Source organism: Rhodococcus sp. PSi06 (genome assembly GCF_054960675.1).
Genome location: NZ_JBHNYO010000012.1, coordinates 95,720 through 116,684 on the forward strand (window position 1 = coordinate 95,720; position 20,965 = coordinate 116,684).

The following is a 20,965-nucleotide window of genomic DNA, read 5'->3' on the forward strand; positions in this document are numbered from 1 at the left end:
TATGGCCTCTTCACATGGAAACCCCAGCGAGGAAAATCCTCGCCGGGGTTCCAGGTGTGGCAGATGTAGGATTCGAACCTACGTAGGCATAAGCCGACGGATTTACAGTCCGCTCCCATTGGCCGCTCGGGCAATCTGCCGTGCTGCGATCGAAGCCCGTACTGCTCTTCGGCGCGGTGAGAAGAATACAACGAACGTCCCCCCGGAACGCAAACCGGGTGGATACGGTCGGTAGCGGGCCGATAAAGTCCCTGCAGGATGTGGCCGACCCCATCGCCACATCGAACGTTTCGATTCGACTGGAGAGTGTGAGAAGTGGCTGATTCGTCCTTCGACGTAGTGAGCAAAGTCGACCGCCAGGAAGTGGACAACGCTCTGGGACAAGCCGCGAAAGAGCTGGCAACCCGCTTCGACTTTCGCGGATCCGACACCAGCATCGAATGGTCCGGAAGCGGCGAGGCCGAGACCATCGTCATCACGTCCGAATCCGAGGAGAAGGTCAAAGCTGCCCTCGACGTGTTCAAGGAAAAGCTGATTCGACGCGACGTGTCCCTCAAGGCCTTCGAGACCAACGATCCCGCTGCGTCGGGCAAGGTCTACAAGGTCACCGGCAAGCTCGTTCAGGGCATCAGCACCGAGAACGCCAAGAAGATCTCCAAGAAGATCCGTGACGACGGCCCCAAGGGCGTCAAAGCCCAGATTCAGGGCGACGAGCTGCGGGTGAGCAGCAAGAAGCGCGACGACCTCCAGGCCATCCAGCAGCTGCTCAAGAACGAGGACTTCGGCATCGCACTGCAGTTCGTCAACTACCGCTAGAGCGCTCCGCGCATGTGAGCGCAGCCGCTCAGTACGGCCGGTGGCCGGCCATCCGTTCGAGTCTCTCGATGCGGTCGGCCATCGGTGGGTGGGTGGCGAAGAGCGCACCCGCCTTGTCGCCGAGGCGGAACGGATTGGCGATCATCAGGTGTGACTCCGCAGCAAGGCGCGGCTCGGGCGGCAGCGGTGCCAACTGCACTCCCTGCTCGAGCTTGCGGAGCGCGGACGCCAGGGCCAGCGGATCGCCGGTCAGTTCGGCACCGGACTGATCGGCTTGATATTCACGCGAACGGGAGACCGCGAGGCGAACCAGAGATGCGGCGATGGGCCCCAGCATCGACACCAGGAGCAGGGCCAGCGGATTCGCTCCGCCGTTGCCGCGACCGCCGAAGACGTTTGCGAAGAAGGCCAGGTTGGCCAGACCCGAGATGACCGACGCCATCGCACCGGCAACCGACGAGATCAGGATGTCCCGGTTGTAGACGTGTGAGAGCTCGTGACCGAGCACCGCTCGCAGCTCCCGCTCGTCGAGGATGCGCAGAATGCCGTCGGTGCAGCACACGGCCGCGTTCCGCGGATTGCGACCGGTGGCGAACGCATTGGGATTGTTGGTCGGGCTCACGTACAACGCGGGCATCGGCTGATGAGCGGCGGTAGCCAACTCGCGCACGATCCGGTACATCGCCGGCTGTTCGAGCTCGGTCACCGGCACCGCGTGCATCGACTTCAGTGCCATCTTCGCGCTGTTGAAGTACGCGTAGCCGTTGACGCCGACGGCCAGCACTATCGACCCGATCAGTATCGTCGAGTTGCCGAACAACGAGCCGATGAAGACGATCAGCGCAGACATCCCGACCAGCAGGCCGAATGTCTTCGCACCGTTGGCGTAGCTGTTCATTTCTGGAATGCCTCCTCGTACCGGGTGTTACTACCCGATTCAACGAAAACACCCCGACCTGCAGTTCCCGCCCGGAGGGTCGTCAGCCGACGCGTTCGACGGTGTAGTTCACCAACCGGCCCAATGCGTCGTTGGCCGGTCCTTGAGGCAGCTGCGCGAGCTCGGCATGGGCCCGGGCTGCGTATTCACCGAGGGTCTTCTTGGCCGAGGCCATCCCCGGCGAGCGCTGCAACAGCTCGAGTGCCTCGGTGACCAGGGCATCCTCGGTCACCGGGCCGGCCAGGATCTGACGGAGCCGATCGCCGTCGGCACCCTCCTCGCGCAATGCGAAGAGCACCGGGAGGGTGTGGACACCCTCCCTCAGGTCGGTGCCGGGGGTCTTGCCGGACTGCTCGGTGGCCGAGGAGATGTCGATGATGTCGTCGGAGATCTGAAACGCCGTGCCGACCGCGTCACCGAGGCGTTCGAGGCGACCCACGTGCTCGGCGTCGCCGCCACTGAACGTTCCGCCGAACCGCCCGCACGAGGCGATCAGTGACCCGGTCTTCTCCCACACGACCTTGAGGTAGTGCGCCACGGGGTCGTCGCTGCCCTGGGCTCCGATAGTTTCGCGCATCTGCCCGGTGACCAGCTCGGCGAAAGTCTCGGCGATGATGCGGACGGCATCGGGGCCGAGCGTGGAGACCAGACGCGAAGCGTGCGCGAAGAGGTAGTCGCCCGCGAGGATCGCCACACTGTTTCCCCAGCGTGAGTTCGCGCTCTCGGCGCCGCGCCGCATCGACGCCTCGTCCATCACGTCGTCGTGGTAGAGCGTGGCGAGATGAACCAGCTCGACGACGGTGGCGGCGGTGACGATGGCCGGGTCGGTCGGAGACGGTCCGAGCTGGCCGGTGAGCACGGTGAAGAGGGGACGGAATCGCTTACCGCCCGCCTTGGCCAGGTGCAACGCGGCTTCGGTCAGGAACTCTTCACCATCGGACAGTTCGCTGATCATCAGCTCCTCGACGCGGGCGAGACCGTCGGCGACGGATCGCGCGAGCTCCGGGTCACCCAGGTCGACTCCGGCAACGACCGTTGCTTCGGCAGCGTCGTCTGTACTCACGATGTTGGTCCCTGTCCTGTCGTCGACATGCCCGCGCAAGCAGCTTCAGCGCCGCTGCTCGCCCTACCGTAGTGAACCTAGCGTGCGTATCGGTGCGACGGTGTCACCGACCACAGGTGACGCTTCACTCACCCAGGTTGCCGGAAATGACTTCGAGGGTCGCAGCCATCGCCGCCGACGCCCTGTCCCCCAACGCGTCGGTCAGCGCCGCCATCAGTCCTTCGAGCAGGATGACGTGCGGAATTCGGCTCGTGACGGCGAGCTCTCGCTGAAAACTGAGATCTCGCATACCCACCACCAAGGCGATGTCCGACGCGGCCGCCAGAGTCGAACGAGCGAACGACGTCACCGACACCACGGTGGCTCCCCGGTCCCGCGCAGCCTGCGCAGCCCTCGTCGATGCACTCGTCGCGCCCGACCCACTGATGATCAGGGCGACGTCACGGTCGGTGAGCAGCCGGACGGCAACCTGCTGCGCGATGGAATCGGTCGGTGCGTGCGAGCGCAGACCCACCGAACGCATCCGAGCATCGGTATCGGCGGCCAGCGCAGCCGAGAGCCCGTTCCCGATGACGACGATCGATTCCGCCCCGGCGAGGGTGGACACCGCGTGCGTGACGTCCTCGGCAGTGAGCAGGGCGGTCATCGCCGCAATGGACTCACCGACATGGGCGAACGTCTCGGTCACGATCGCGAACGGACCGTCTGCCGAACGCTCCTGCGTGGGCAGGGCCCGCGCTGCGTCGCGCGCGAGGAGCACCCGCAACTGCTGATACCCGCCGAAGCCGAGGCTCTGGCAGGTGCGCACCACCGAGGCCCGCGATGCGCCTGCCGCGTCGGCGACCTGTTGCGACGACATCTCGACGATGTCGGCGGGGCGTTGGAGAAACACTTCGGCGACGGCCCGCTCGACCGGCAGCAACGACGGAATGACCGATCGAATGTGCGGTACGACTCCACCCGGCGCGAGATCCATGCTCATATCTTGCGCGTACCTCTTCTCCATCGGCCCGTCCCGGTCGCTCCGCGGGCTGCGCTCCTGCCCGTGCCGGCCCCGCTCCAGCCCCAGTGCCCGTCGACGATGCGTCGACGGACCTGTCCGGAAATCTGATCGATGATCACGGTGATGACCACGACGACGATCAGCAGCATGCCGACAGCGCCCCACTGCCGGTATTGCACGTTGTCGACCAGCATGCTGCCGATACCGCCTGCACCGATGAGCCCCAGGATGGCCGAGGCGCGCACGTTGATCTCGAAGCGATAGAGCCAGAATGCGAACACCTCCGGCGAGACGTCGGTCCACAGTCCCCACCGCACGATCTGAGCGGTCGAACCACCTGCGGCCCTGGCCGCTTCGATCGGCCCCTTCTCCGCACCTTCGATTGCCTCGTAGCCCCACTTGCTGAGCGTGCCGACCGAGCCGATGGCGATGGCGAGCGCTCCGGTGAACGCGGTGAGCCCGGTGACCGAGAGGATGAGAATCGCGATGACGACCTCGGGTACCGCCCGGATGATGGCGAACACGACGCGCAGCGGCCAGCGCAGCCAGATCGGTCCGATGTTCGCGGCCGCCAGGAAGCTCAGCGGAAACGACACGATGATGCCGAGAATCGTTCCGAACCAGGCCATCTGCACCGATTCGACGGTGGCCGAGACGGCCTTGCCCAGCGCGGAGAAGTCCGGCGGCGCGAACATCAGCCCGGCGTAGCGCAGCAGGTTCTGCGGGAGATCGAGCAACCTGTCCCAGCGAATCTCGATGCCGTACAACGACACTGCGAACAATGCGACGATGCCCACCCAGACGGCGGTACGCAGGGGGTTGCGTGGTGGGCGCGGACGTGCCGCAGTGGCACGGGCGGTCCGGTCGATGACGGTCATCCGACCAACTTTCGGCGGGCCCAGGACGAGACGAGTTCGAGCACCAGGACGATGACGAGAATCTCGAGGATGATGAGGCTGAGTTGGTGATACTTGTAGAAGGTGCGCACGTTGTCGATCAACATGCCGAGGCCACCTGCGCCGACGAGTCCGATGACCGCCGAGGCCCGGACGTTCAACTCCAACGTGTACAGACTCTGCGAGACGAACGCCGGAAAGATCTGCGGGGCAACAGCACTGCGATCGGCCGCGATCCACGTACCACCGGCTGCGAGGGCGGCTTCCTGCGGTCCCCGATCGACGGCGTCGAGCGCTTCGGACACCAGCTTGACGATGATGCCGACGTTGAACACGATCAGCGCCAGGATTCCCGACAGTGCGCCGGTGCCGACCACCGCAACCAACACGGCGGCGTACAGCAGATCCGGCACGGCGCGGACGACATTCATGATTCCGCGGACGACGGTCAGGAGCGGCCGATTCGGGTTGGTGACGCGCGAGGCCGCGAAACTGAGCGGAAAGGACAGTGCGGCACCGATCGCCGTCGCGATGACGGCCATCTGCAGCGTCTCGAGGATCGCATCGACGGTCTCGGGGAAGAACCAGTAGTCGGGCTGCATCAGCTGAACGAGTTTGCCCGTCGCGTTGCCCCAGTTGTCGATGATGGCACCCAGGTCGGCACCGACACCGATCCCGGCCCAGATCGTGATACCGGCGATGACGGCCAGTACGACAACGGTTTTCCACGCGCTCCGGGGTTTGTGCGGCCTCTGCGTCACCGAGCTCGTCACAGCTCGGCCCCGTTTTTTGAGAGGCTCGCTTCCAACACGTCCTCGGCGGTCAACGAGCGTCCGTAGATGCTCTCGAACACCGATTCGTCGGCGTCTCGGCCATGGCCGTCGAACACGACCTTGCCGTCGCGCAGCCCGATCAGCCGGTCGCCGTAACGCCTGGCGAGATCGAGAAAATGCAGATTGACGACGACGGTGATGCCGAGTTCTGCGTTGATGCGCTGGAGGTCTCGCATGACGACGTGCGAGGTCGGCGGATCGAGCGAGGCCACCGGTTCGTCCGCGAGGATCACCCGCGGCTGCTGTGCCAGTGCCCGCGCGATGGCAACGCGTTGCTGTTGACCGCCGGAGAGCGACGACGCTTTCTGATAGGCCTTGCCGACGATCTCGACGCGTTCGAGGGCCTGCATTCCCAGTTCGGTGTCCTCGGCCGACCATGCGCCGAGGAGCGTTCGCCACGTCGGAGAACTGTGCAACCGGCCCATCATCACGTTGTTCAACACGCTGGTGCGCTTGGCGAGGTTGAAGCCCTGGAAGATCATTCCGATGTCGCCGCGCAGATCCCGTAACCCCTTGCCGCCGAGGTTGTTCACGGCGCGATCTCCGACGGTCACGGTGCCGGACGTGACCGGAACGAGGCCGTTGATGGTCCTGATCAGTGTCGACTTTCCGGCACCGGACAAACCGACGACGGCCACCATCTGACCCGCTGGAATATCCAGCGTCACGCCGTCGAGCGCGGTATGGCCGCCCGCATAGGTGACCGAGACGTCGTCGAACGCGATGCCGTCCCCGCTCATCGAAGTCAATTTCCCAGGCCGATGGAGTCCGCCTCGGTCTGCGCCTGCTGCAGTGCGGCGGGATCGGCCTTGTCGAGGCCGGTGATCTGGTAGATCGCCGTCAAGGCCTCGACGCCTTCCGGGGTGGATGCGTAATCCTCCATCGCATCCGAGATACGCTGCTGCAGATCAGGATTCAGCGAGCTGCTGATGGACACGCCATCGTTGGGAATCTCGTTGGTCAGCGCGAAGACGACCAGGTTCTTCGCCACATCGGGGGTGTCCTTCACGACGGTCTCGCGGGCGTCCCAGAACGACACCCCCACCTCGTCGTCGCCGTTGTTCACCGACAACACCGCGGCCGGGTGCGAGGTGACCTGAGTCAGGTCCAGGTCGGTGGTCGAATCTATGCCCACCGCTTTCAGCGCGGCGGAGGGAAAGACGAATCCGGCCGAGGATGCGGACTGCAGCATGACCGTCTTGGCGTCCTTCATCTTGCTCAGCGAGTCGAGTCCCGCCGGCCCCGTGCCGCTGTCGGTGCCGTTGCAGTACAGCAGGCCGTTGGCTCCGGTGACGGGTGCGTCCTCGCAGTACTTGTCGGGGTTGTTGGTGTAGAACTGCGCCGCATACGTGGTCTTGCCCTTGCGTACGGTCTGCAGAGCGGGCTCGGCACCGTACTTGTTGCAGGCCTGCACCATCTGCAACGGCGGCAACATGCCGATCTGCGCCTGGTTTGCGCCGATGGCCTCCACCGCGGCCTGGTAGTCCTGGGTGATGACGCCGCGGACGGGGATGCCGAGTCGCTCGGTGAGCGCGTCCTGCAGCGGCTTGACCGTTTCGACGAGCTTGTTCGCGTCCCCCGAGGGAACGAGAGCCAGCGTCAGCTCGGACGGGTCGGCAGCGTCTGCGGCACTGGTCCCGGTACAGGGCGACGCAGCCGAGGATTCGGTGGTGGACTCGTCGCGGGCACCGCATCCGGCCAGGGAGGCAGTGAGCAGTCCGGTGGCGACCACGGCGAGCAAGGGCGTACGAATTCTCATGACTGTCCTTCGTGGATGAGTGCGAATGCTGCTGGTTCGGTGGACCATTCGAGGAGTTGGTCGTACATCGCCTCGAAGGTCGGGGCGAAGAACGTCGCCTCGGGCCGGGGGTGACCGTGACGGTCGATGTACGCGGTGACGGCACCGCGTCGATGCGGTGCGTCGAGATCGTTGCGCCAGATGTCGCCGACGGCGGCCAGCAGGTGCGGTGGCCGTTCGCCGATCACGTCGTCCACCACGCACGGCATCTTCTCGGGCTTGCCCGCGTCGGTGACGATGCAATCGATGCCCGACGCCAGTCCCAGACGGTCGAGGGTCTCGATGACACCTCGGCGCGGCGCATTGGTGGCGAGCACGACCTCGGCCGAGACCCGACCGAGGAACTCCGCGAGGCCCGCGGGAGCCCACACCTCGAGTTCCCCCGTCGCCAAACGTTCGCGGGAGTGCGCATAGGCGGCGGCGAGGTCACGTGCATCGACGCCCGCCGCCAGGTGCTGAACGGCGGAGTAGCCGTCGAGGTACTCGCCCGCACCTGTGTCCAGGAAAGCCGTCAACCCGGAGCGCAATGCCTCGGCGGTAGCCGGGTCGAGGGCGTCGGCGACAGCATCGGCGTACGCCCGCACGGGGTCGTCGCCGAGGCAGACGGTGCCGTCGAAGTCGAGGAGGAGGATCGGTCGGTGCACGTGAGAGACGCTAGACCCGCCATGAACGATCCGTCCATAGATTCTGGATCTATGAAACAAGCGTTCACACGGCGTTAACCGGAGGCCCTCGACGCACCCTCCCGCGAAATCCGGATACTGGAGCAGGTGAGCACTCCCGACCCGTCCCCTCCCACCTCGACCGACGTCCTGGTCGTGGGTGCAGGCCCTGCAGGATCGTCTGCGGCCGCGTGGGCGGCACGATCGGGCCGCGACGTCGTCCTCGTCGACGCGGCAACCTTTCCCCGGGACAAGACCTGCGGAGACGGCCTGACGCCTCGGGCCGTCGCCGAACTCGATGAACTCGGCCTGGGCGAATGGGTGCGCGGCAAAGCCCGCAACCGCGGTCTGCGGCTGAGCGGATTCGGTCAGGAACTGCAATTGGAGTGGCCCAGCAAATCTCTGCCGACCGTCGGAAGTGCCGTACCCCGAACCGAATTGGACGATCGAATTCGCACGGTGGCCGTCGAATCCGGGGCCGTCATGGCCGGTGGATCGAAAGCGGTTGCCGTCACTCGCGAGGGCAACTCCGTCCGGTCGGTGACCCTGCAGACCGCGACCGGAACCCACGACATCTCCTGCCGCACACTGATCGTCGCCGACGGCGTCCGCTCCACCCTGGGTAAGCAGCTCGGGCGGCAGTGGCATCGGGACACCGCGTTCGGCGTCGCGGCTCGCGCATACATCACCTCGGGACGCAGCGACGACGAGTGGATCAGCTCGCACCTCGAATTGCGTGATGCCGCAGGCACTCTGCAGCCGGGCTACGGCTGGGTCTTCCCACTCAACGACGGGAACATCAACATCGGTGTCGGCACGCTGGCCACCGCCGCGAGACCGGCAACCGGCGCGCTGCGTCCGTTGCTCGACCTCTACACCGAGCAGCGGCGTCACGAGTGGGCGTTGACCGGCGACCTCCGATCGGTGGCGTCGGCGCTACTACCGATGGGCGGCGCTGTCTCCGGGGTCGCGGGCACCAACTGGGCGATCATCGGCGACGCCGCGGCATGCGTGAACCCCCTCAACGGCGAGGGCATCGACTACGGGCTCGAGGGCGGCCGCATGGTGGTGGACCTGCTCGATCACCCAGATCTCACCGACGCCTGGCCCACCCTGCTGCGCGAGCACTACGGACAGGCGTTCTCCATCGCTCGACGCCTCGCCGGACTGCTGACCGTGCCGAGATTCCTGCCCGCAGCGGGACCGGTGGGGATGCGCTCACGAGCCTTGATGAAGGTCGCCGTCCGCTGCATGGGCAACCTGATCACCGAAGCCGACAGCGACCTCGTGGCCCGCACCTGGCGAGTATCGGGAACCGGTTCGCTGAAAATCGATTCCCGGCCGCCGTTCAGCTGAACAATGTCCCTGTGGATACCGATGCCGCAGTGGCCGTGGTCGATCTCGCTCCAAGTGTTACCCGGCTCTCCCGCCGGAGAAGGAAAAGCCATACCACCCGCACTGCAGGTGGTCGTGTCGAACCGAGAGAAGTAGTACTCTACGGTCGAATTGCCTTGTGCAGCGCCACGATTCCGCCGGTGAGGTTGCGCCACTGCACGTCGGTCCAGCCGGCGTCGGCGATGCGCTGGGCCAACTGTTCCTGGGTGGGCCACGCCCGAATGGACTCGGCCAGATAGACGTAGGCGTCGGGGTTACTGCTGACGGCGCGAGCGACTTTCGGCAGGGCCTTCATCAGGTACTCCATGTACACCGTGCGGAACGGGCCGAACACCGGGGTGGAGAATTCCGACACCACAAGGCGTCCACCCGGTTTGGTGACGCGGGCGATCTCACGCAACCCGGCGTCGAAATCCGAGACGTTCCGGAGGCCGAACGAAATGGTGGCGGCATCGAAGCTGGCGTCGGCGTAGGGCAGCGCCATCGCGTCGCCTGCGACCATCGGGACACCGCGCTGCAGCCCCGCCTGCAACATGCCCTTGGAGAAGTCGGTGGCCACGCACCACGCTCCGCTGCGGCCGAGCTCGACCGTCGACACGCCGGTGCCTGCGGCGAGGTCCAGAACCCGCTCACCCGATTTCAGGTCCAGGGCTCGACGCGTCAGCTTGCGCCAACTGCGGTCCTGACCGAACGAGAGGACCGTGTTGGTGATGTCGTATCGACGGGCGACGCCGTCGAACATCGACGCCACCTCGTGGGGCTCTTTTGCCAGGGTTGCGCGCGATGTCTGGGCCACACGGTCCAGACTACTCAAGCAACGTTCGCTGCTCGCGGTGCTGTGATGCCTTGCACGTCGTAGTAGTGGGTAATCAGCTCGTCGCAGATGGCCGGCCACGTGCGGTGCAGAACCGAGGTGCGGGCGGCGTTGCCGAAACGGGCGCGGGTGACGGGTTCGGCCAGGGCCCGGACTGCACTCGGTAGCAATTCGGTGAACTTCTCGACCGGCAGCAGGTAACCGTTGCGGCAGTGTGAGATCAGATCGCGCGGGCCACCGGCGTCGGGTCCGATGACGGGCACTCCGCTGGCCAGTGCTTCCTGAACTGCCTGGCAGAAGGTCTCGTGTTCGCCGGGGTGCACGAAGATGTCGAAGCTGGCGTACGCCTGTGCCAGTTCGACGCCGCCGAGTTGGCCGGTGAACACGGCGTTCGGCATCGAGGCCTGCAGCGCTGCCGTGTCGGGGCCGCCGCCGACGATCACCAGCTGGATCGATGGGTCTGCGGCGAGAACTGCGAGTCTCTCGACGTGCTTCTCGGGGGCGAGTCTGCCGACGAATCCCACGATCAGCTTCTCGCCCGCGCCCCACTGGTTCCTGAGAGTCTGCGACTTCGCCGACGGTGCGAAGCGAACAGCGTCCACTCCCCTGGCCCACCGGTGGACGCGCGGAATGCCGTGCAGTTCCAATGCGTCGACGGCCGAGGTGGAGGGCGCCAGGGTGCGGGCCGCCCCGCGGTGCAGTCTTCTGGTCCAGCGCCACGCCGCCTTCGAGGTCAGGCCCAGGCCGTAGCTGGCAGCGAAGCCGGCGACATCGGTCTGATAAACGGCCACTGCGGGCACGTCGAGGCGATTGGCGGCCGCCAGACCGCCGGCCCCGAGCAAGAAGGGCGACGCCAGATGCACGACGTCGGGAGCGAACTCACGCAGCGCCGAGACCATCCCCAGCCCCGGGATGCCTACGGGAAGCGAACTCACCTTCGGAACCATCACGGACGGCACCCGGTGCACCGGAACGTTGTCGTGCCACGTCGCGGCCTTCGGACAGGACGGATTGTCCGGGGCGATGACGATCGCCTCGTGCCCGGACTTGTCCAGATGTTCGAGGACACGGATCACCGAGTGGGTGACGCCGTTCATGTTGGGTAAGAACGATTCCGCAACGATGGCTACTCGCACGAACCTCAGTGTGGGCGGGTTGCCCGTCGACCAGATGTGGACAGCGTTACGTGTGGGCCAACGTCACACGAATTGCGCGATCACCCACGACGGATCGGGGTTGGTGCGGTGTTCGGCACCTACGAACACCGTCGGAACCGTCTCGTTCCCGTCGTTGACCGAACGAATCCGCGCTGCTGAGGCCGGATCCTGGCGGATGCTCGCCCACACTGCCTTCTTTCCGCGCAGCAGCAGCGCTACCCGCAGCCTCAGGCAGAAGATGCAGCCCGGTCGCCAGTAGACGAGCGGCACCGACCGGTCCGACGCGAGCACTCGCGAGGCGTCGTCGGACAGAGAACGCGGATACAGCACCGGAGTGGTCAGCACGAGAAAGAACGTCACGACCAGCACCATCACGACGATCGACGACGCGATGTTGCCGAAGTTCACCAACGCGAACCCGGCGACCGCAGCGAGAGCGGCGATGCCCCATTGCCTGGCGTTACGCATACTGTGCCTCCGTGCTTCGAGTGTCCTTGCGTCGAGTGTCCTTGCGGCGCAGCCAGAACAGAACGGGCCCGGCGATGAGCCACGTGACGACGATGACCGATCCGGCCGGAACGATGGCGACGGTGGCGTCTCGGCCGGCGACCCGCACCAACAGTTCGACGTCGTCCGGTTCGGCCTTGTAGTACTCGACCTCGATGCGTTGGCCCGCGACCAGGTTGGTGGGATACAGAACGCCGAGCGCCGGGTTGTGCGTCACACCGTCCGGGGTGATGAAACTGACGGCCGACCGCAGCTTGCCCGCCGACAGCACTTCGGCGGTGGCGGTGCCCTTGTCGGAATCGATGGTGACGTCGTTTCGCCAGGCACCGACCACCAACAACACCGCCAGTACCGAGATCGCGACGGCGATCACGAGCACGATCAGCCGGGTTCTGCGCAGCGTTCGGCTGCCTCGGGCTGTATCGGTCACGTCCACAGATTACTTCGCAGCCGATCGGGCTCGGCTCGGGTAGCGTCTGCTCTCATGTCTCGCAGCTTCGAACACACACTCCGCGCGTCCAATCCTCCCGCTGAAGTGCACGCAGCATTGACCAGTGAAGACCAGTGGATGGCGCGCTTCGCCAAAGCGAAGAAGACGGACGGGTACGAGCTGACCAAGCACGCCGACGGCGGCCTGACGGTCGACATCTCCGAAGAGGTCGGCACCAACGAGCTCCCCGGATTCGTCACCAAGGTCATCAAAGGCAAGCTGATCGTCTCCCGCACCGACTACTGGGGTCCGCTCGAGGGTGACCATGCCGAAGGAACGCTGACCGGTAGCACCACCGGCCTACCGGCCAAGATCACCGGCACGTTGTCTCTGCAGCCCGACGGCACCGGCGCGAAATTGATCATCGTGGGTGAATCGACGGTCAAGATCCCACTCGTCGGCGGCAAGATCGAGGACCTGATCAACAAGATGATCAAGGACATGATCGATCAGGAAACCGGCGAAACTCTCGAATGGGTTGCAGCGCAGAAGGGCTAGAGACGGGCCCGGGGGCCTCGGCCTGCAATTCACGCTCCACTTCAGGCCCCGAAACCGAGGAACCCCCGGGCCGCAATCCGAAGTGGAGCATCCGATGCGGTCACGCCGGTCACTTACTCGGCGAACTAGGGACAACGCTCAGCGAGAACCATCAACCACTGCTGCCCACCGCCGGACATCTCGGATGTAATCGATACCGACTCCCACACAGTCGGATCGAGGCGTGCGCGGACGTCCGGTTCCCGCCAGTACTTGAAGTAGCGCGGAAGATCGAGCTTTTCGTTACTCCATTCCTCGCCTTCGCCTTCTTTGAGGGTGAAAGCAAGCATCCCGCCGGCTCGCAATGCCGCGGCTGCCTTAGCGATAACGGCATCGAATTGAAGCGAATTCAAATGCAGTAGGACAGCGTTGGCGAAGATTCCGTCGTACATCCCACCGAAAACGTCCGTGACGATGTCGAGCTTGCGAGCCGAGTGACCGTCCCTGACCATCATGTCGACGAAAGCCGCCGCCCCGTCGCTCCGCTCGACCCGAAGACCACTGCGCTCGAGCTCGGCTGCGTGCCAACCGGGTCCACTTCCGAGTTCGAGCACCAGGCCCTCATCGACCTGTGCAACGAACTCATCAATGTACAGCTGCCACGCCCGCGTCGAATCGCGTCTAGTTCGCTGAACGTACAAATCAGCAGCCGATTCGTAACTCGTAAGGGTTCTACTCACTCGTCAGCTCCTTCGTTCGGTCGACCGAGTTCTATGATCAGGCCGCGAGAATTTGTTCACGAAGGATGTCGGCATGGCCACAGTGGTGGGCCAATTCTCTGAGCACCTGCAGATATACCCAATGAACCGTGCGAGGCCCGGTGCGATGGCCCGTCACGACGGCATCGAGTGACAGTGGAGCTACGACTGTTCGGGCAGTTGCGCAGGCCTGTCTGTGCGCGGAGACGACACCGGCGATGGTGTCGCCGCTCTCGACGACGTAAGACTCCGCGGGATTTCTCACGAGGCCCAGCGCGGCCCTCGTGCCGCCCCCGATACACTCCTCGAACCACACTCGCTGCATCCACGTCACATGCTTCAGCAATCCGAGAAGCGTTGTGGCAGAAGGAACCAAGCGTCGGCGCGCTTGCTCCTCGGTGACACCATCGAGGGTTGCCTCGATCGCGATCCGGTAGTCCTCGACGAACGCCTCGAGCTGCGTACGAGCATCGTCCACCAGTACCTCGAATGCACCGGTCACAGGTCTCCCTTCACAGCGAAGATTCGGTCGGGAACTTACGCATGCATTCTAGAATCAGGAACTTTCTCAGGACATGGCCGGTCGAGCGTAGAAGATCATTTCGCGACCCGGCCGGTCGGGAGCGTCGCGGATGTCGGCGAAGACGTACGTCCACCGAAAGCTGACGAGGGGGCAATCCACCGCGGTGGTCTCCACCCAGCTTTCGACCCGTCCGACACCCGCAATATCGCGCACTGCGAAGGAGTCTCGCCTGTTCCATTCGGTCCAGGCCGCGCGGGCGGGAATGCGAGTCTCGAACACCAGACAGCCGTCCGGTCTCAGTACCTCGTGAGTTTTCGTCAGCGTGCGCGACCACTCGTCGTCGTCGACGATGGCCTGCGCCACGTTGCCCGTCATCGTCACCAGGTCGACCTCGAGTGCCGGTACGTCCGCGGCATACCCGTGGACCCACCGAACCTGCTCGGCACCCGGCTTACGTCGGGCCACGTCCAGTGATCCCGCCGCCGGATCGAGTGCGGTCACCGTCATCCCACGAGAAGCCAGGATCAGCGCCAAAGTCCCTGTTCCGCAACCGATATCGAGTACCCGACGGGCGTCGAACTCCTGGGCCGCCGACACGTACACGTCCAGATCGGAACGATCACCTTCGAGTACGTCGTAGACAGCAGTCAGCCGGGGATGCTCGTAGATCCGATCGGGCACCGGTGTCGCCCCCCGACTACAACCGAGCGCGGATTGCCGCGTGCAGATCACGCAATCCCGATCGCTCGGTGGTCACTTCCAACACTCTGATTCCCACGGCATGCGCGGTGAGGTCGGTTGCCAGCTCGGATAATTCGACCAAGCGATGCTCGACGCGATAAGCCCCGCACAGCGCGCCGAGATCCATTCCGTGTGGCGTACCGAATACTCGCTCGAACACGCCCGCGTACTGTGGGTCGCCCTGTTCGAGCAGCTCGAAGATACCGCCTCCGTCGTCGTTGGCGACGACGATCGTCAGATCCTCGGGACGCGGTTCACCTGTTCCGATGAGCATGCCGGCCGCGTCGTGCAGAAACGTCAGGTCGCCGAGAAGTGCCACGGTGCGGCGCTTTCCGGCCATCGCGGCCCCGATGGCCGTCGAGACGGTGCCGTCGATACCGGCGACGCCGCGATTCGAGAGAACTTTCACGCCCGGGATGGGAGTCGAGACCAGGGCCGCGTCGCGCACGGGGTTGGAGGCACCGAGCACCAGCTGATCGCCGGGCTGCAATGCAGACATCACCACATCGGCCACGTGCAGACCCGTCGGCTTGGGATGCTCTCGAAGTTGTTCGTGCACAGCGAGTTCGGCGCGTTCGGACAGTGCGGCGCACCGGGCAATCCACGCGGGATCAGGCACGCCGGTGGTGACGGCACGGGTTCCGGTCGCCAAGACGTTGCCCGAGACGTCCGGCCAACGAGGTCCGGTGGTCAGTGCGATGACGTCCACCGCCGGATCGGCGAGCAACGCCGAGACCTGCCGGTGCAAGGTCGGGCGCCCGGTGATGACGGCTTGCCGCGGCTTCAACTGCGCAAGAGCCAAGGGGTGCAGCGCAATTCCGTGCAACGGCGCAGTCGGCTCCGCGACGGTCGGTAGACCGGCCAATTCCGGACGGACAGCGCCGCCGTGCCCGGACACGACCACGGTGTCGACCGACAGATCGAGCTCGACCGGCACGTCGAGCGTCGCCTGGGTGGTCGAGGTCCACGGCAACCCGTCGGGGCGTCCCTCGGGCCGGGCCCCCGGATCACCGAGAGCGGGAACCAGCGGCTCGCGCAATGGGATGTCGAAGTGCACGGGCCCGGCGTTGCCCGAGCGCGCGCCGCGCGCAGCGGCGATGACTCGCGAGACGGCGCTGCGCCATTGACTGTTCTGCTTGGGGCCTTCCTCGGCGAGTCCGAGGCTGATGGTTGCGCGCACCTGTGATCCGAACAGACCGAGTTGCTCGATGGTCTGATTGGCACCGGTGCCGAGCATCTCGTACGGCCGGTTGGCAGAGATGACGATCAAGGGGATGCGAGCGTAATTCGCTTCCAGCACGGCAGGCCCGAGGTTCGCCACCGCCGTTCCCGACGTCATCACCACCGGGACGGGTTGGCCGCTGCCCAGGCTCAGTCCGATCGCCAGAAATCCGGCGGTTCGCTCGTCGATACGCATGTGCAACCGCAGGCGTCCGGCCACATCGGCTTCCTGCAACGCGAACGCCAACGGGGCGTTGCGCGAGCCGGGGCACAGCACGACGTCTTCGATGCCGCTGCGTGCCAGTTCGTCGACAACAGCAGTGGCCTGAGCGGTGGACGGATTCACAGTTTCCAGAGTGTCAGATGCTCCGGTCGGCCGCCGCAACCGGGCTTTGACAGTATTGAGGCGTGCGTACCGTCTTCCGACCCGATGAGGTCACCCCCCGCCGCTTCTACCAGCTACTGACCGCGTCGGTGGTGCCCAGGCCCATTGCGTGGATTTCCACCGTCTCCGCCGACGGTGTGGCGAACCTCGCCCCCTACAGCTTCTTCACGGTGTCGTCCGTGGAGCCGCCGGTCGTGCAATTCACGTCCGTGAGCCGCAAGGACAGTCTGCGCAACATCGAGGCCACGGGTGAGTTCGTCGTCAATCTGGCGACGGCACCGTTGGTCGATCAGGTCAACGGCAGCTCGGCAAGCTTCGATCACGGTGTCAGCGAGTTCGAGGCTGTCGGCATCGAGAGCGAACCCAGTGCGCTCGTCACGCCGCCCCGGGTGGCGGCTGCACCGATCGCCATCGAAGCGAAGCTGCACCGCGTCGTCGAAGTGGGTAACTGCTTCGTCGTCATGGGCAGTGTCGTCGCACTGTCGGTTCGTCCCGAGTTCCTCGCCGAGGACGGCCTCCCCGAGTTCGAGAGCATCGCCCCGCTCAGTCGACTCGGCCGCGCCGAGTGGGGCCTGCCGCCGGAGGTGCGCGAGATCGAGCGACCTTCTTGATTCGCTGGCTGCTGCTGATCGTCGTCACGGTCGGACTGACCGTCGGAGCCGATGCACTCGGTGTGCCCTCGGCGGCGTTGTTCGTCGCGCTTCTGGTGGCCGTGGTGTTCGCACTCGCCGGCTGGGCCCCGACAACGGGCACCGAGCGAGCGCCACTCCCCCGCAGACTCGGCATGGCGGCGCAGGCAATCCTCGGCGTCGAGATCGGCACGCTGGTCCAGAGCGACACTCTGAGCTCGCTGGGCGATACCTGGCTGCCGGTACTGCTGGCATGCATCGGCACCCTGTTGCTGTCGATCGCGGCCGGCGCGCTCCTGGGGCTTCGTAAAGACATCGATTCACTGACCGGCTCCTTGGCGCTGGTCGCAGGCGGAGCCTCGGGATTGGTGGCGATCACCCAGGAGTTGGGCGGCGACGAACGCGTGGTCGCGGTGGTGCAATACCTGCGCGTCGTGCTGGTGACCACAACGCTGCCGCTGGTCGCAACCCTGGTGTTCGACGCCCAACCCGGACAATCGTCGGTCACCGCCGACGTACACGAGGCGCTGTGGATCGATCTTGCGTTCGTACTGATCTGCGGCGTCATCGGGGTAATGCTGGCCAAGGTGATCCGGCTGCCCGCCCCCGCCCTGCTCGGCCCGCTGATGATCGCCACGCTCGCCGACGTGCTCGGCGTCTCGTTCGACGCGTCCGTCCCGACGCTGTTGCTGTGGGCGGCGTACATCGTCATCGGCTGGCAGGCCGGACTGCGATTCACCGTCGCCAGCTTGAAGTCGATCTCGCGGGTCCTGCCCGCATCGCTGATGTTGATCATCGCCGTCACCGTCTGCTGCGCGATGCTCGGCCTGTGGCTGGCGTCCGCGACGGGGACGAGCGGCTACGAGGGATACCTCGCGACCACTCCCGGCGGGGTGTACGCCGTGCTGGCCATCGCCGCGTCGACCGGCGCAAACGTCACCTTCGTCGTGGCCGTCCAGGTGATCCGCGTGTTGATGATGTTGTTCGCCGTACCCGTCGGAGCCAAGATGGTCCAGCGCTACCGGCACGGCAGGCCCGAGTGAGAAATCGACGCAGCCCCATTGCTACTTAGGGTCGACTAACCTCTGCGGCATGGCCAAGTACCTCAAACCGGACAACCCCGCGTTCTACCGCCTGACCGTGCTGGGATGCGAGAGAATCAGCCCCAACTTCATCCGGGTCACCCTCGGCGGCGATTCTCTGTCGAACTTTCGATACATGGGCTACGACCACTGGTTTCGCCTGTTCTTACCGCAACCGGGCCAGGACGAACCGCGCATTCCCAGCGCCACCTCGATGCTCTGGTACGCGCAGTACCTGACCTTCTCCAAAGACACCAAGCCGGTGGTGCGCAACTACACCGTCAGCCAATACCGCGCTGCGGGACAGGGGACGCACGGAGACGGCGCGGAGTTGGATGTGGACTTCGTGGTGCACGGGAGTGGCGAGGGGGGTGCCAGTGGTCCGGCGTCAACGTGGGCTACTCGGGCAGTCCCGGGTGACCGCGTCGCGATTTTCGACGAAGGTCGCATCTACACGTTCGACGGCCGATCGAGCCGGCAGTTGCTCGTCGGCGACGAGAGTGCCGCTCCGGCCATTCTCGGCATTCTGCGGTCGTCGCCGGAGGATGTTCGGATCACGGCCTTCGTCGAAGTTCCCACCGAAGCCGATATCCAGAAGCAGTACATGCCGTCCGGGGTCGATCTGCAGTGGATAGTGCGCCCCAACCCCCTTGCCAAGCCGGGTGAGGCTGCGCTGGCCGCGGTGCAGAAGGCCGACCTCCCGGACGGTGATCTCGCCGTCTACGTGGCGGGCGAACAGGGACTGGCGACGGGCCTGCGCCGATACCTGGTGAACGAGCGTTCCGTGCCCAAGTCGCAGATCTGCTTCACCGGATACTGGAAGTTCGGTAAAGCCGCCTCGTGACCCTCGATTAGTGTGACGTCACATGTCGGGCTCCGGAATAGGTCACACCGTCGTCACCGACTCCGCAGGAGTCGACAGCGCCCCCTACGCGTCGTTGCGGGCGCGGCCACTCCCCCGAGCCGAACGGTACGAGCTGGGTCGACGCCTGCGAGACAAGGTGCCGATCGCGTCCCTGGGCGAGTGGACGCCGCCGCCGGATCGCCCGGACCCGGTCCAGCAGATCGAGTACTCGCACCAGGGCCGGATCGAATGGCTCATTCCCACCCGCCTCGAGCGCATGGTCGAGTCCCCGTACGGCTTCCTGCGCGGCACCGCGATCGTCATGGCCCGCGACGTCGCGATGCTGCCGTCCACCGGCATCAACCCGGTGATCAGCGGCGACGCCCACCTCGGAAATTTCGGCTTCTACGCCTCCCCCGAACGTGACCTCGTGATCGACCTCAACGACTTCGACGAAGCCCACCCGGGAGCCTGGGAATGGGATCTACGACGCCTCGCCGCGAGCATCTGGGTGGCCGGCCGGCAGAACGGACGAAGCGAGGATCGATGCCGCGACGCCGTCGCTGCGTGCGTATCCGCGTATCGAATCGAAGTCGCACGCCTCGCCGACGAGCCGCTGATGTCGCGATCGTTCCAGCGTCTGACGGCCGAGAAACTGCAACGCGACGCCACCGCGGGATCGCTGCGCAAGGAGATCAAACGCGCCACCAAGAAAGCGCGTCGACGCACCAGTGACCGCGTCCTGCCTCGATTCACCGAGGAGCACGAGGGCACGCGCAGAATCGTCGAAGAGCCGCCGATCACCACCCGCATCTCGGCCGAGGACGAGGAATTGCTGGCCGTCGGACTCGACGAATACCTGCTCACTCTCACCCCGCATTGGCGTCGGGTGCTGGGCGGATACACGTTGATCGACGTCGCGCATCGAGTCGTCGGAGTGGGCAGTGTCGGGCTGCGGGCCTACGTAGCCCTGCTCGAGGGCACCAGCGCAGACGATGTGGTGTTCCTTCAGCTCAAGCAGGCCAGACGATCGGTACTCGCGCCCTATGTGCACGGCGAATCGGCATGGCACGACCACCAGGGACAACGAGTCGTGGAATACCAGCAGGATCTGCAGACAGTGAGTGACCCGCTGCTGGGTTGGTGCACGATCGACGGGCGCCAGTACTACGTGCGGCAGTTCCGGAACATGAAGGGAACGATCGACCTCTCGTCGATCGACGCACCCGCGCTCGTGGACTACGCGCGGGTGGTGGGACGGCTACTGGCCAAGGGCCACGCTCGCACCAGCGGCGCGTCGATGATCTCGGGATACACGGGAGATTCCGATGAGCTCGACGTCGCGCTGTGCCGATTCGCGCAGCTCTACGCCGATCAAACCGAGGCCGATTGGGAGCGTTTGTGCGCTGCGCGCAGGTGAGCGGTAATTCGTAGCTGGCTACGAATTACCGCTCACATGCGGCGAAGCCGCTCAGGCGTGCTTGGCGACCAGATCGCCGACGCGAGGCAGTGCCTCGGTGACGTTCTTCTTCGCCGAGCCACGCAGGCTGCCGTAGAACTTCTTGACGACGGACTTGTCGGTTTCCTCGATGCGCGCATCGGTGACCGAGAGCAGTGCGTCGGACGCGGCATCTCCGTTGGCGGCGAGGTATTCACCGAACGTTCCCTGTGGGGCAGCGTTGTACGACTGCCAGAACGGATCGAGCTTGTCGACGAAATCGGGCCACAGAGCCGAGACCGCACTGTCGATGTACGACGGCCCGACCTTCTTCACTGCGCCGTAGCCCCCCTTGACCGCGAGGCCACTCGCGCCCTTCTTGTCCGCTACCTCGGCGTCGATCAATGCCAGTACGTCGACGCGCAGATTGTCGGCCTTCGACTCGTCGAGCAGCGAATCCTTCAGTGCAGCAACCACTTCGAACTTCCTCCCAGAT

Annotated in this window: 24 protein-coding genes and 1 tRNA gene; 7 read left to right on the plus strand and 18 right to left on the minus strand. The window is 65.3% G+C overall.

What is annotated here, in order from left to right:
* Positions 1-57 precede the first annotated feature (57 nt).
* A tRNA-Tyr gene (locus ACFI9K_RS16745) sits at positions 58-140 on the minus strand.
* A 175-nt stretch (positions 141-315) separates the two neighbouring features.
* Here ACFI9K_RS16745 and ACFI9K_RS16750 point away from each other — a divergent pair.
* Positions 316-816 (plus strand): YajQ family cyclic di-GMP-binding protein, encoded by a 501-nt coding sequence (locus tag ACFI9K_RS16750; RefSeq protein ID WP_135041210.1) that lies wholly within the window; start codon positions 316-318, stop codon positions 814-816.
* Positions 817-844: 28 nt separating this feature from the next.
* Here the strand turns inward: ACFI9K_RS16750 and htpX are convergent, their stop codons facing one another.
* The 8 genes from htpX to ACFI9K_RS16790 form a co-directional block, all read right to left on the minus strand.
* Positions 845-1,714 (minus strand): zinc metalloprotease HtpX, encoded by an 870-nt coding sequence (gene htpX, locus ACFI9K_RS16755; protein ID WP_222093794.1) that lies wholly within the window; start codon positions 1,712-1,714, stop codon positions 845-847.
* A gap of 82 nt (positions 1,715-1,796) precedes the next feature.
* Positions 1,797-2,816 (minus strand): polyprenyl synthetase family protein, encoded by a 1,020-nt coding sequence (locus ACFI9K_RS16760; protein ID WP_462664539.1) that lies wholly within the window; start codon positions 2,814-2,816, stop codon positions 1,797-1,799.
* Between the two features lie 124 nt (positions 2,817-2,940).
* Positions 2,941-3,792 carry a MurR/RpiR family transcriptional regulator gene (locus ACFI9K_RS16765; protein WP_462664540.1) on the minus strand — a complete coding sequence of 284 codons (852 nt, stop codon included), beginning with the start codon at positions 3,790-3,792 and terminating at the stop codon, positions 2,941-2,943.
* 2 nt (positions 3,793-3,794) lie between these two features.
* A complete protein-coding gene (gene phnE / locus ACFI9K_RS16770; RefSeq protein ID WP_462664541.1) occupies positions 3,795-4,697 on the minus strand; it encodes a phosphonate ABC transporter, permease protein PhnE in 903 nt (300 codons plus the stop codon).
* The gene (gene phnE / locus ACFI9K_RS16775) at positions 4,694-5,476 is read right to left on the minus strand and encodes a phosphonate ABC transporter, permease protein PhnE (RefSeq protein ID WP_462664542.1); all 783 of its coding nucleotides are present in this window, start codon (positions 5,474-5,476) and stop codon (positions 4,694-4,696) included. Before phnE (ACFI9K_RS16775) ends, phnE (ACFI9K_RS16770) begins: the two co-directional genes overlap by 4 nt.
* 8 nt (positions 5,477-5,484) lie before the next feature.
* Entirely contained in the window at positions 5,485-6,288 is an 804-nt protein-coding gene (gene phnC / locus ACFI9K_RS16780; RefSeq protein WP_462664543.1) for a phosphonate ABC transporter ATP-binding protein, read from the minus strand.
* A 5-nt stretch (positions 6,289-6,293) separates the two neighbouring features.
* Positions 6,294-7,307 (minus strand): phosphate/phosphite/phosphonate ABC transporter substrate-binding protein, encoded by a 1,014-nt coding sequence (gene phnD / locus ACFI9K_RS16785; protein WP_462664544.1) that lies wholly within the window; start codon positions 7,305-7,307, stop codon positions 6,294-6,296.
* A complete protein-coding gene (locus tag ACFI9K_RS16790) occupies positions 7,304-7,990 on the minus strand; it encodes an HAD family hydrolase (RefSeq protein WP_462664545.1) in 687 nt (228 codons plus the stop codon). The genes phnD and ACFI9K_RS16790 overlap by 4 nt, the downstream gene beginning before the upstream one ends.
* Positions 7,991-8,116: 126 nt before the next feature.
* Between ACFI9K_RS16790 and ACFI9K_RS16795 the strand changes: the two genes are divergently transcribed.
* Positions 8,117-9,364, plus strand: coding sequence for a geranylgeranyl reductase family protein (locus tag ACFI9K_RS16795; protein ID WP_462664546.1), 1,248 nt, complete (start codon positions 8,117-8,119; stop codon positions 9,362-9,364).
* Positions 9,365-9,503: 139 nt separating this feature from the next.
* On the opposite strand, the gene ACFI9K_RS16800 is transcribed toward ACFI9K_RS16795, so the two are convergent.
* From ACFI9K_RS16800 to ACFI9K_RS16815, 4 genes are all read right to left on the minus strand, one after another.
* Positions 9,504-10,199 (minus strand): demethylmenaquinone methyltransferase, encoded by a 696-nt coding sequence (locus ACFI9K_RS16800; RefSeq protein WP_222093797.1) that lies wholly within the window; start codon positions 10,197-10,199, stop codon positions 9,504-9,506.
* Between the two features lie 14 nt (positions 10,200-10,213).
* Positions 10,214-11,353: a glycosyltransferase family 4 protein gene (locus tag ACFI9K_RS16805; protein ID WP_462664547.1), complete on the minus strand. Its 1,140-nt coding sequence runs from the start codon at positions 11,351-11,353 to the stop codon at positions 10,214-10,216.
* A gap of 63 nt (positions 11,354-11,416) precedes the next feature.
* Positions 11,417-11,842, minus strand: coding sequence for a glutaredoxin domain-containing protein (locus ACFI9K_RS16810; protein ID WP_462664548.1), 426 nt, complete (start codon positions 11,840-11,842; stop codon positions 11,417-11,419).
* A complete protein-coding gene (locus tag ACFI9K_RS16815; RefSeq protein ID WP_462664549.1) occupies positions 11,835-12,311 on the minus strand; it encodes a DUF3592 domain-containing protein in 477 nt (158 codons plus the stop codon). Before ACFI9K_RS16815 ends, ACFI9K_RS16810 begins: the two co-directional genes overlap by 8 nt.
* A 54-nt stretch (positions 12,312-12,365) precedes the next feature.
* On the opposite strand from ACFI9K_RS16815, the gene ACFI9K_RS16820 reads away from it, so the two are divergent.
* A complete protein-coding gene (locus tag ACFI9K_RS16820; protein WP_462664550.1) occupies positions 12,366-12,869 on the plus strand; it encodes a DUF2505 domain-containing protein in 504 nt (167 codons plus the stop codon).
* 125 nt (positions 12,870-12,994) lie between these two features.
* Here the strand turns inward: ACFI9K_RS16820 and ACFI9K_RS16825 are convergent, their stop codons facing one another.
* The 4 genes from ACFI9K_RS16825 to menD form a co-directional block, all read right to left on the minus strand.
* Positions 12,995-13,588, minus strand: coding sequence for a class I SAM-dependent methyltransferase (locus tag ACFI9K_RS16825; RefSeq protein ID WP_462664551.1), 594 nt, complete (start codon positions 13,586-13,588; stop codon positions 12,995-12,997).
* Between the two features lie 37 nt (positions 13,589-13,625).
* Entirely contained in the window at positions 13,626-14,108 is a 483-nt protein-coding gene (locus ACFI9K_RS16830; protein ID WP_462664552.1) for a DinB family protein, read from the minus strand.
* A gap of 66 nt (positions 14,109-14,174) precedes the next feature.
* Entirely contained in the window at positions 14,175-14,810 is a 636-nt protein-coding gene (locus ACFI9K_RS16835) for a class I SAM-dependent methyltransferase (protein WP_462664553.1), read from the minus strand.
* Positions 14,811-14,826: 16 nt separating this feature from the next.
* Entirely contained in the window at positions 14,827-16,437 is a 1,611-nt protein-coding gene (menD, locus tag ACFI9K_RS16840) for a 2-succinyl-5-enolpyruvyl-6-hydroxy-3-cyclohexene-1-carboxylic-acid synthase (RefSeq protein WP_462664554.1), read from the minus strand.
* A 62-nt stretch (positions 16,438-16,499) separates the two neighbouring features.
* Here menD and ACFI9K_RS16845 point away from each other — a divergent pair, with 62 nt between their 5' ends.
* Genes ACFI9K_RS16845 through ACFI9K_RS16860 form a run of 4 tightly spaced genes read left to right on the plus strand, consistent with a single transcriptional unit; the run spans position 16,500 to position 20,451 of the window.
* The gene (locus ACFI9K_RS16845; RefSeq protein ID WP_462664555.1) at positions 16,500-17,087 is read left to right on the plus strand and encodes a flavin reductase family protein; all 588 of its coding nucleotides are present in this window, start codon (positions 16,500-16,502) and stop codon (positions 17,085-17,087) included.
* The gene (locus ACFI9K_RS16850; RefSeq protein WP_462664556.1) at positions 17,084-18,148 is read left to right on the plus strand and encodes an AbrB family transcriptional regulator; all 1,065 of its coding nucleotides are present in this window, start codon (positions 17,084-17,086) and stop codon (positions 18,146-18,148) included. Before ACFI9K_RS16845 ends, ACFI9K_RS16850 begins: the two co-directional genes overlap by 4 nt.
* Positions 18,149-18,197: 49 nt before the next feature.
* Positions 18,198-19,031, plus strand: a complete 834-nt coding sequence (locus ACFI9K_RS16855; protein ID WP_462664557.1) for a siderophore-interacting protein — start codon at positions 18,198-18,200, stop codon at positions 19,029-19,031.
* Positions 19,032-19,053: 22 nt separating this feature from the next.
* Entirely contained in the window at positions 19,054-20,451 is a 1,398-nt protein-coding gene (locus ACFI9K_RS16860) for a DUF2252 domain-containing protein (protein WP_462664558.1), read from the plus strand.
* A 51-nt stretch (positions 20,452-20,502) separates the two neighbouring features.
* On the opposite strand, the gene ACFI9K_RS16865 is transcribed toward ACFI9K_RS16860, so the two are convergent.
* On the minus strand, positions 20,503-20,946 hold the full coding sequence (locus ACFI9K_RS16865) for a DUF6918 family protein (RefSeq protein ID WP_462664559.1): 444 nt from the start codon (positions 20,944-20,946) through the stop codon (positions 20,503-20,505).
* Between the last annotated feature and the right edge of the window lie 19 nt (positions 20,947-20,965).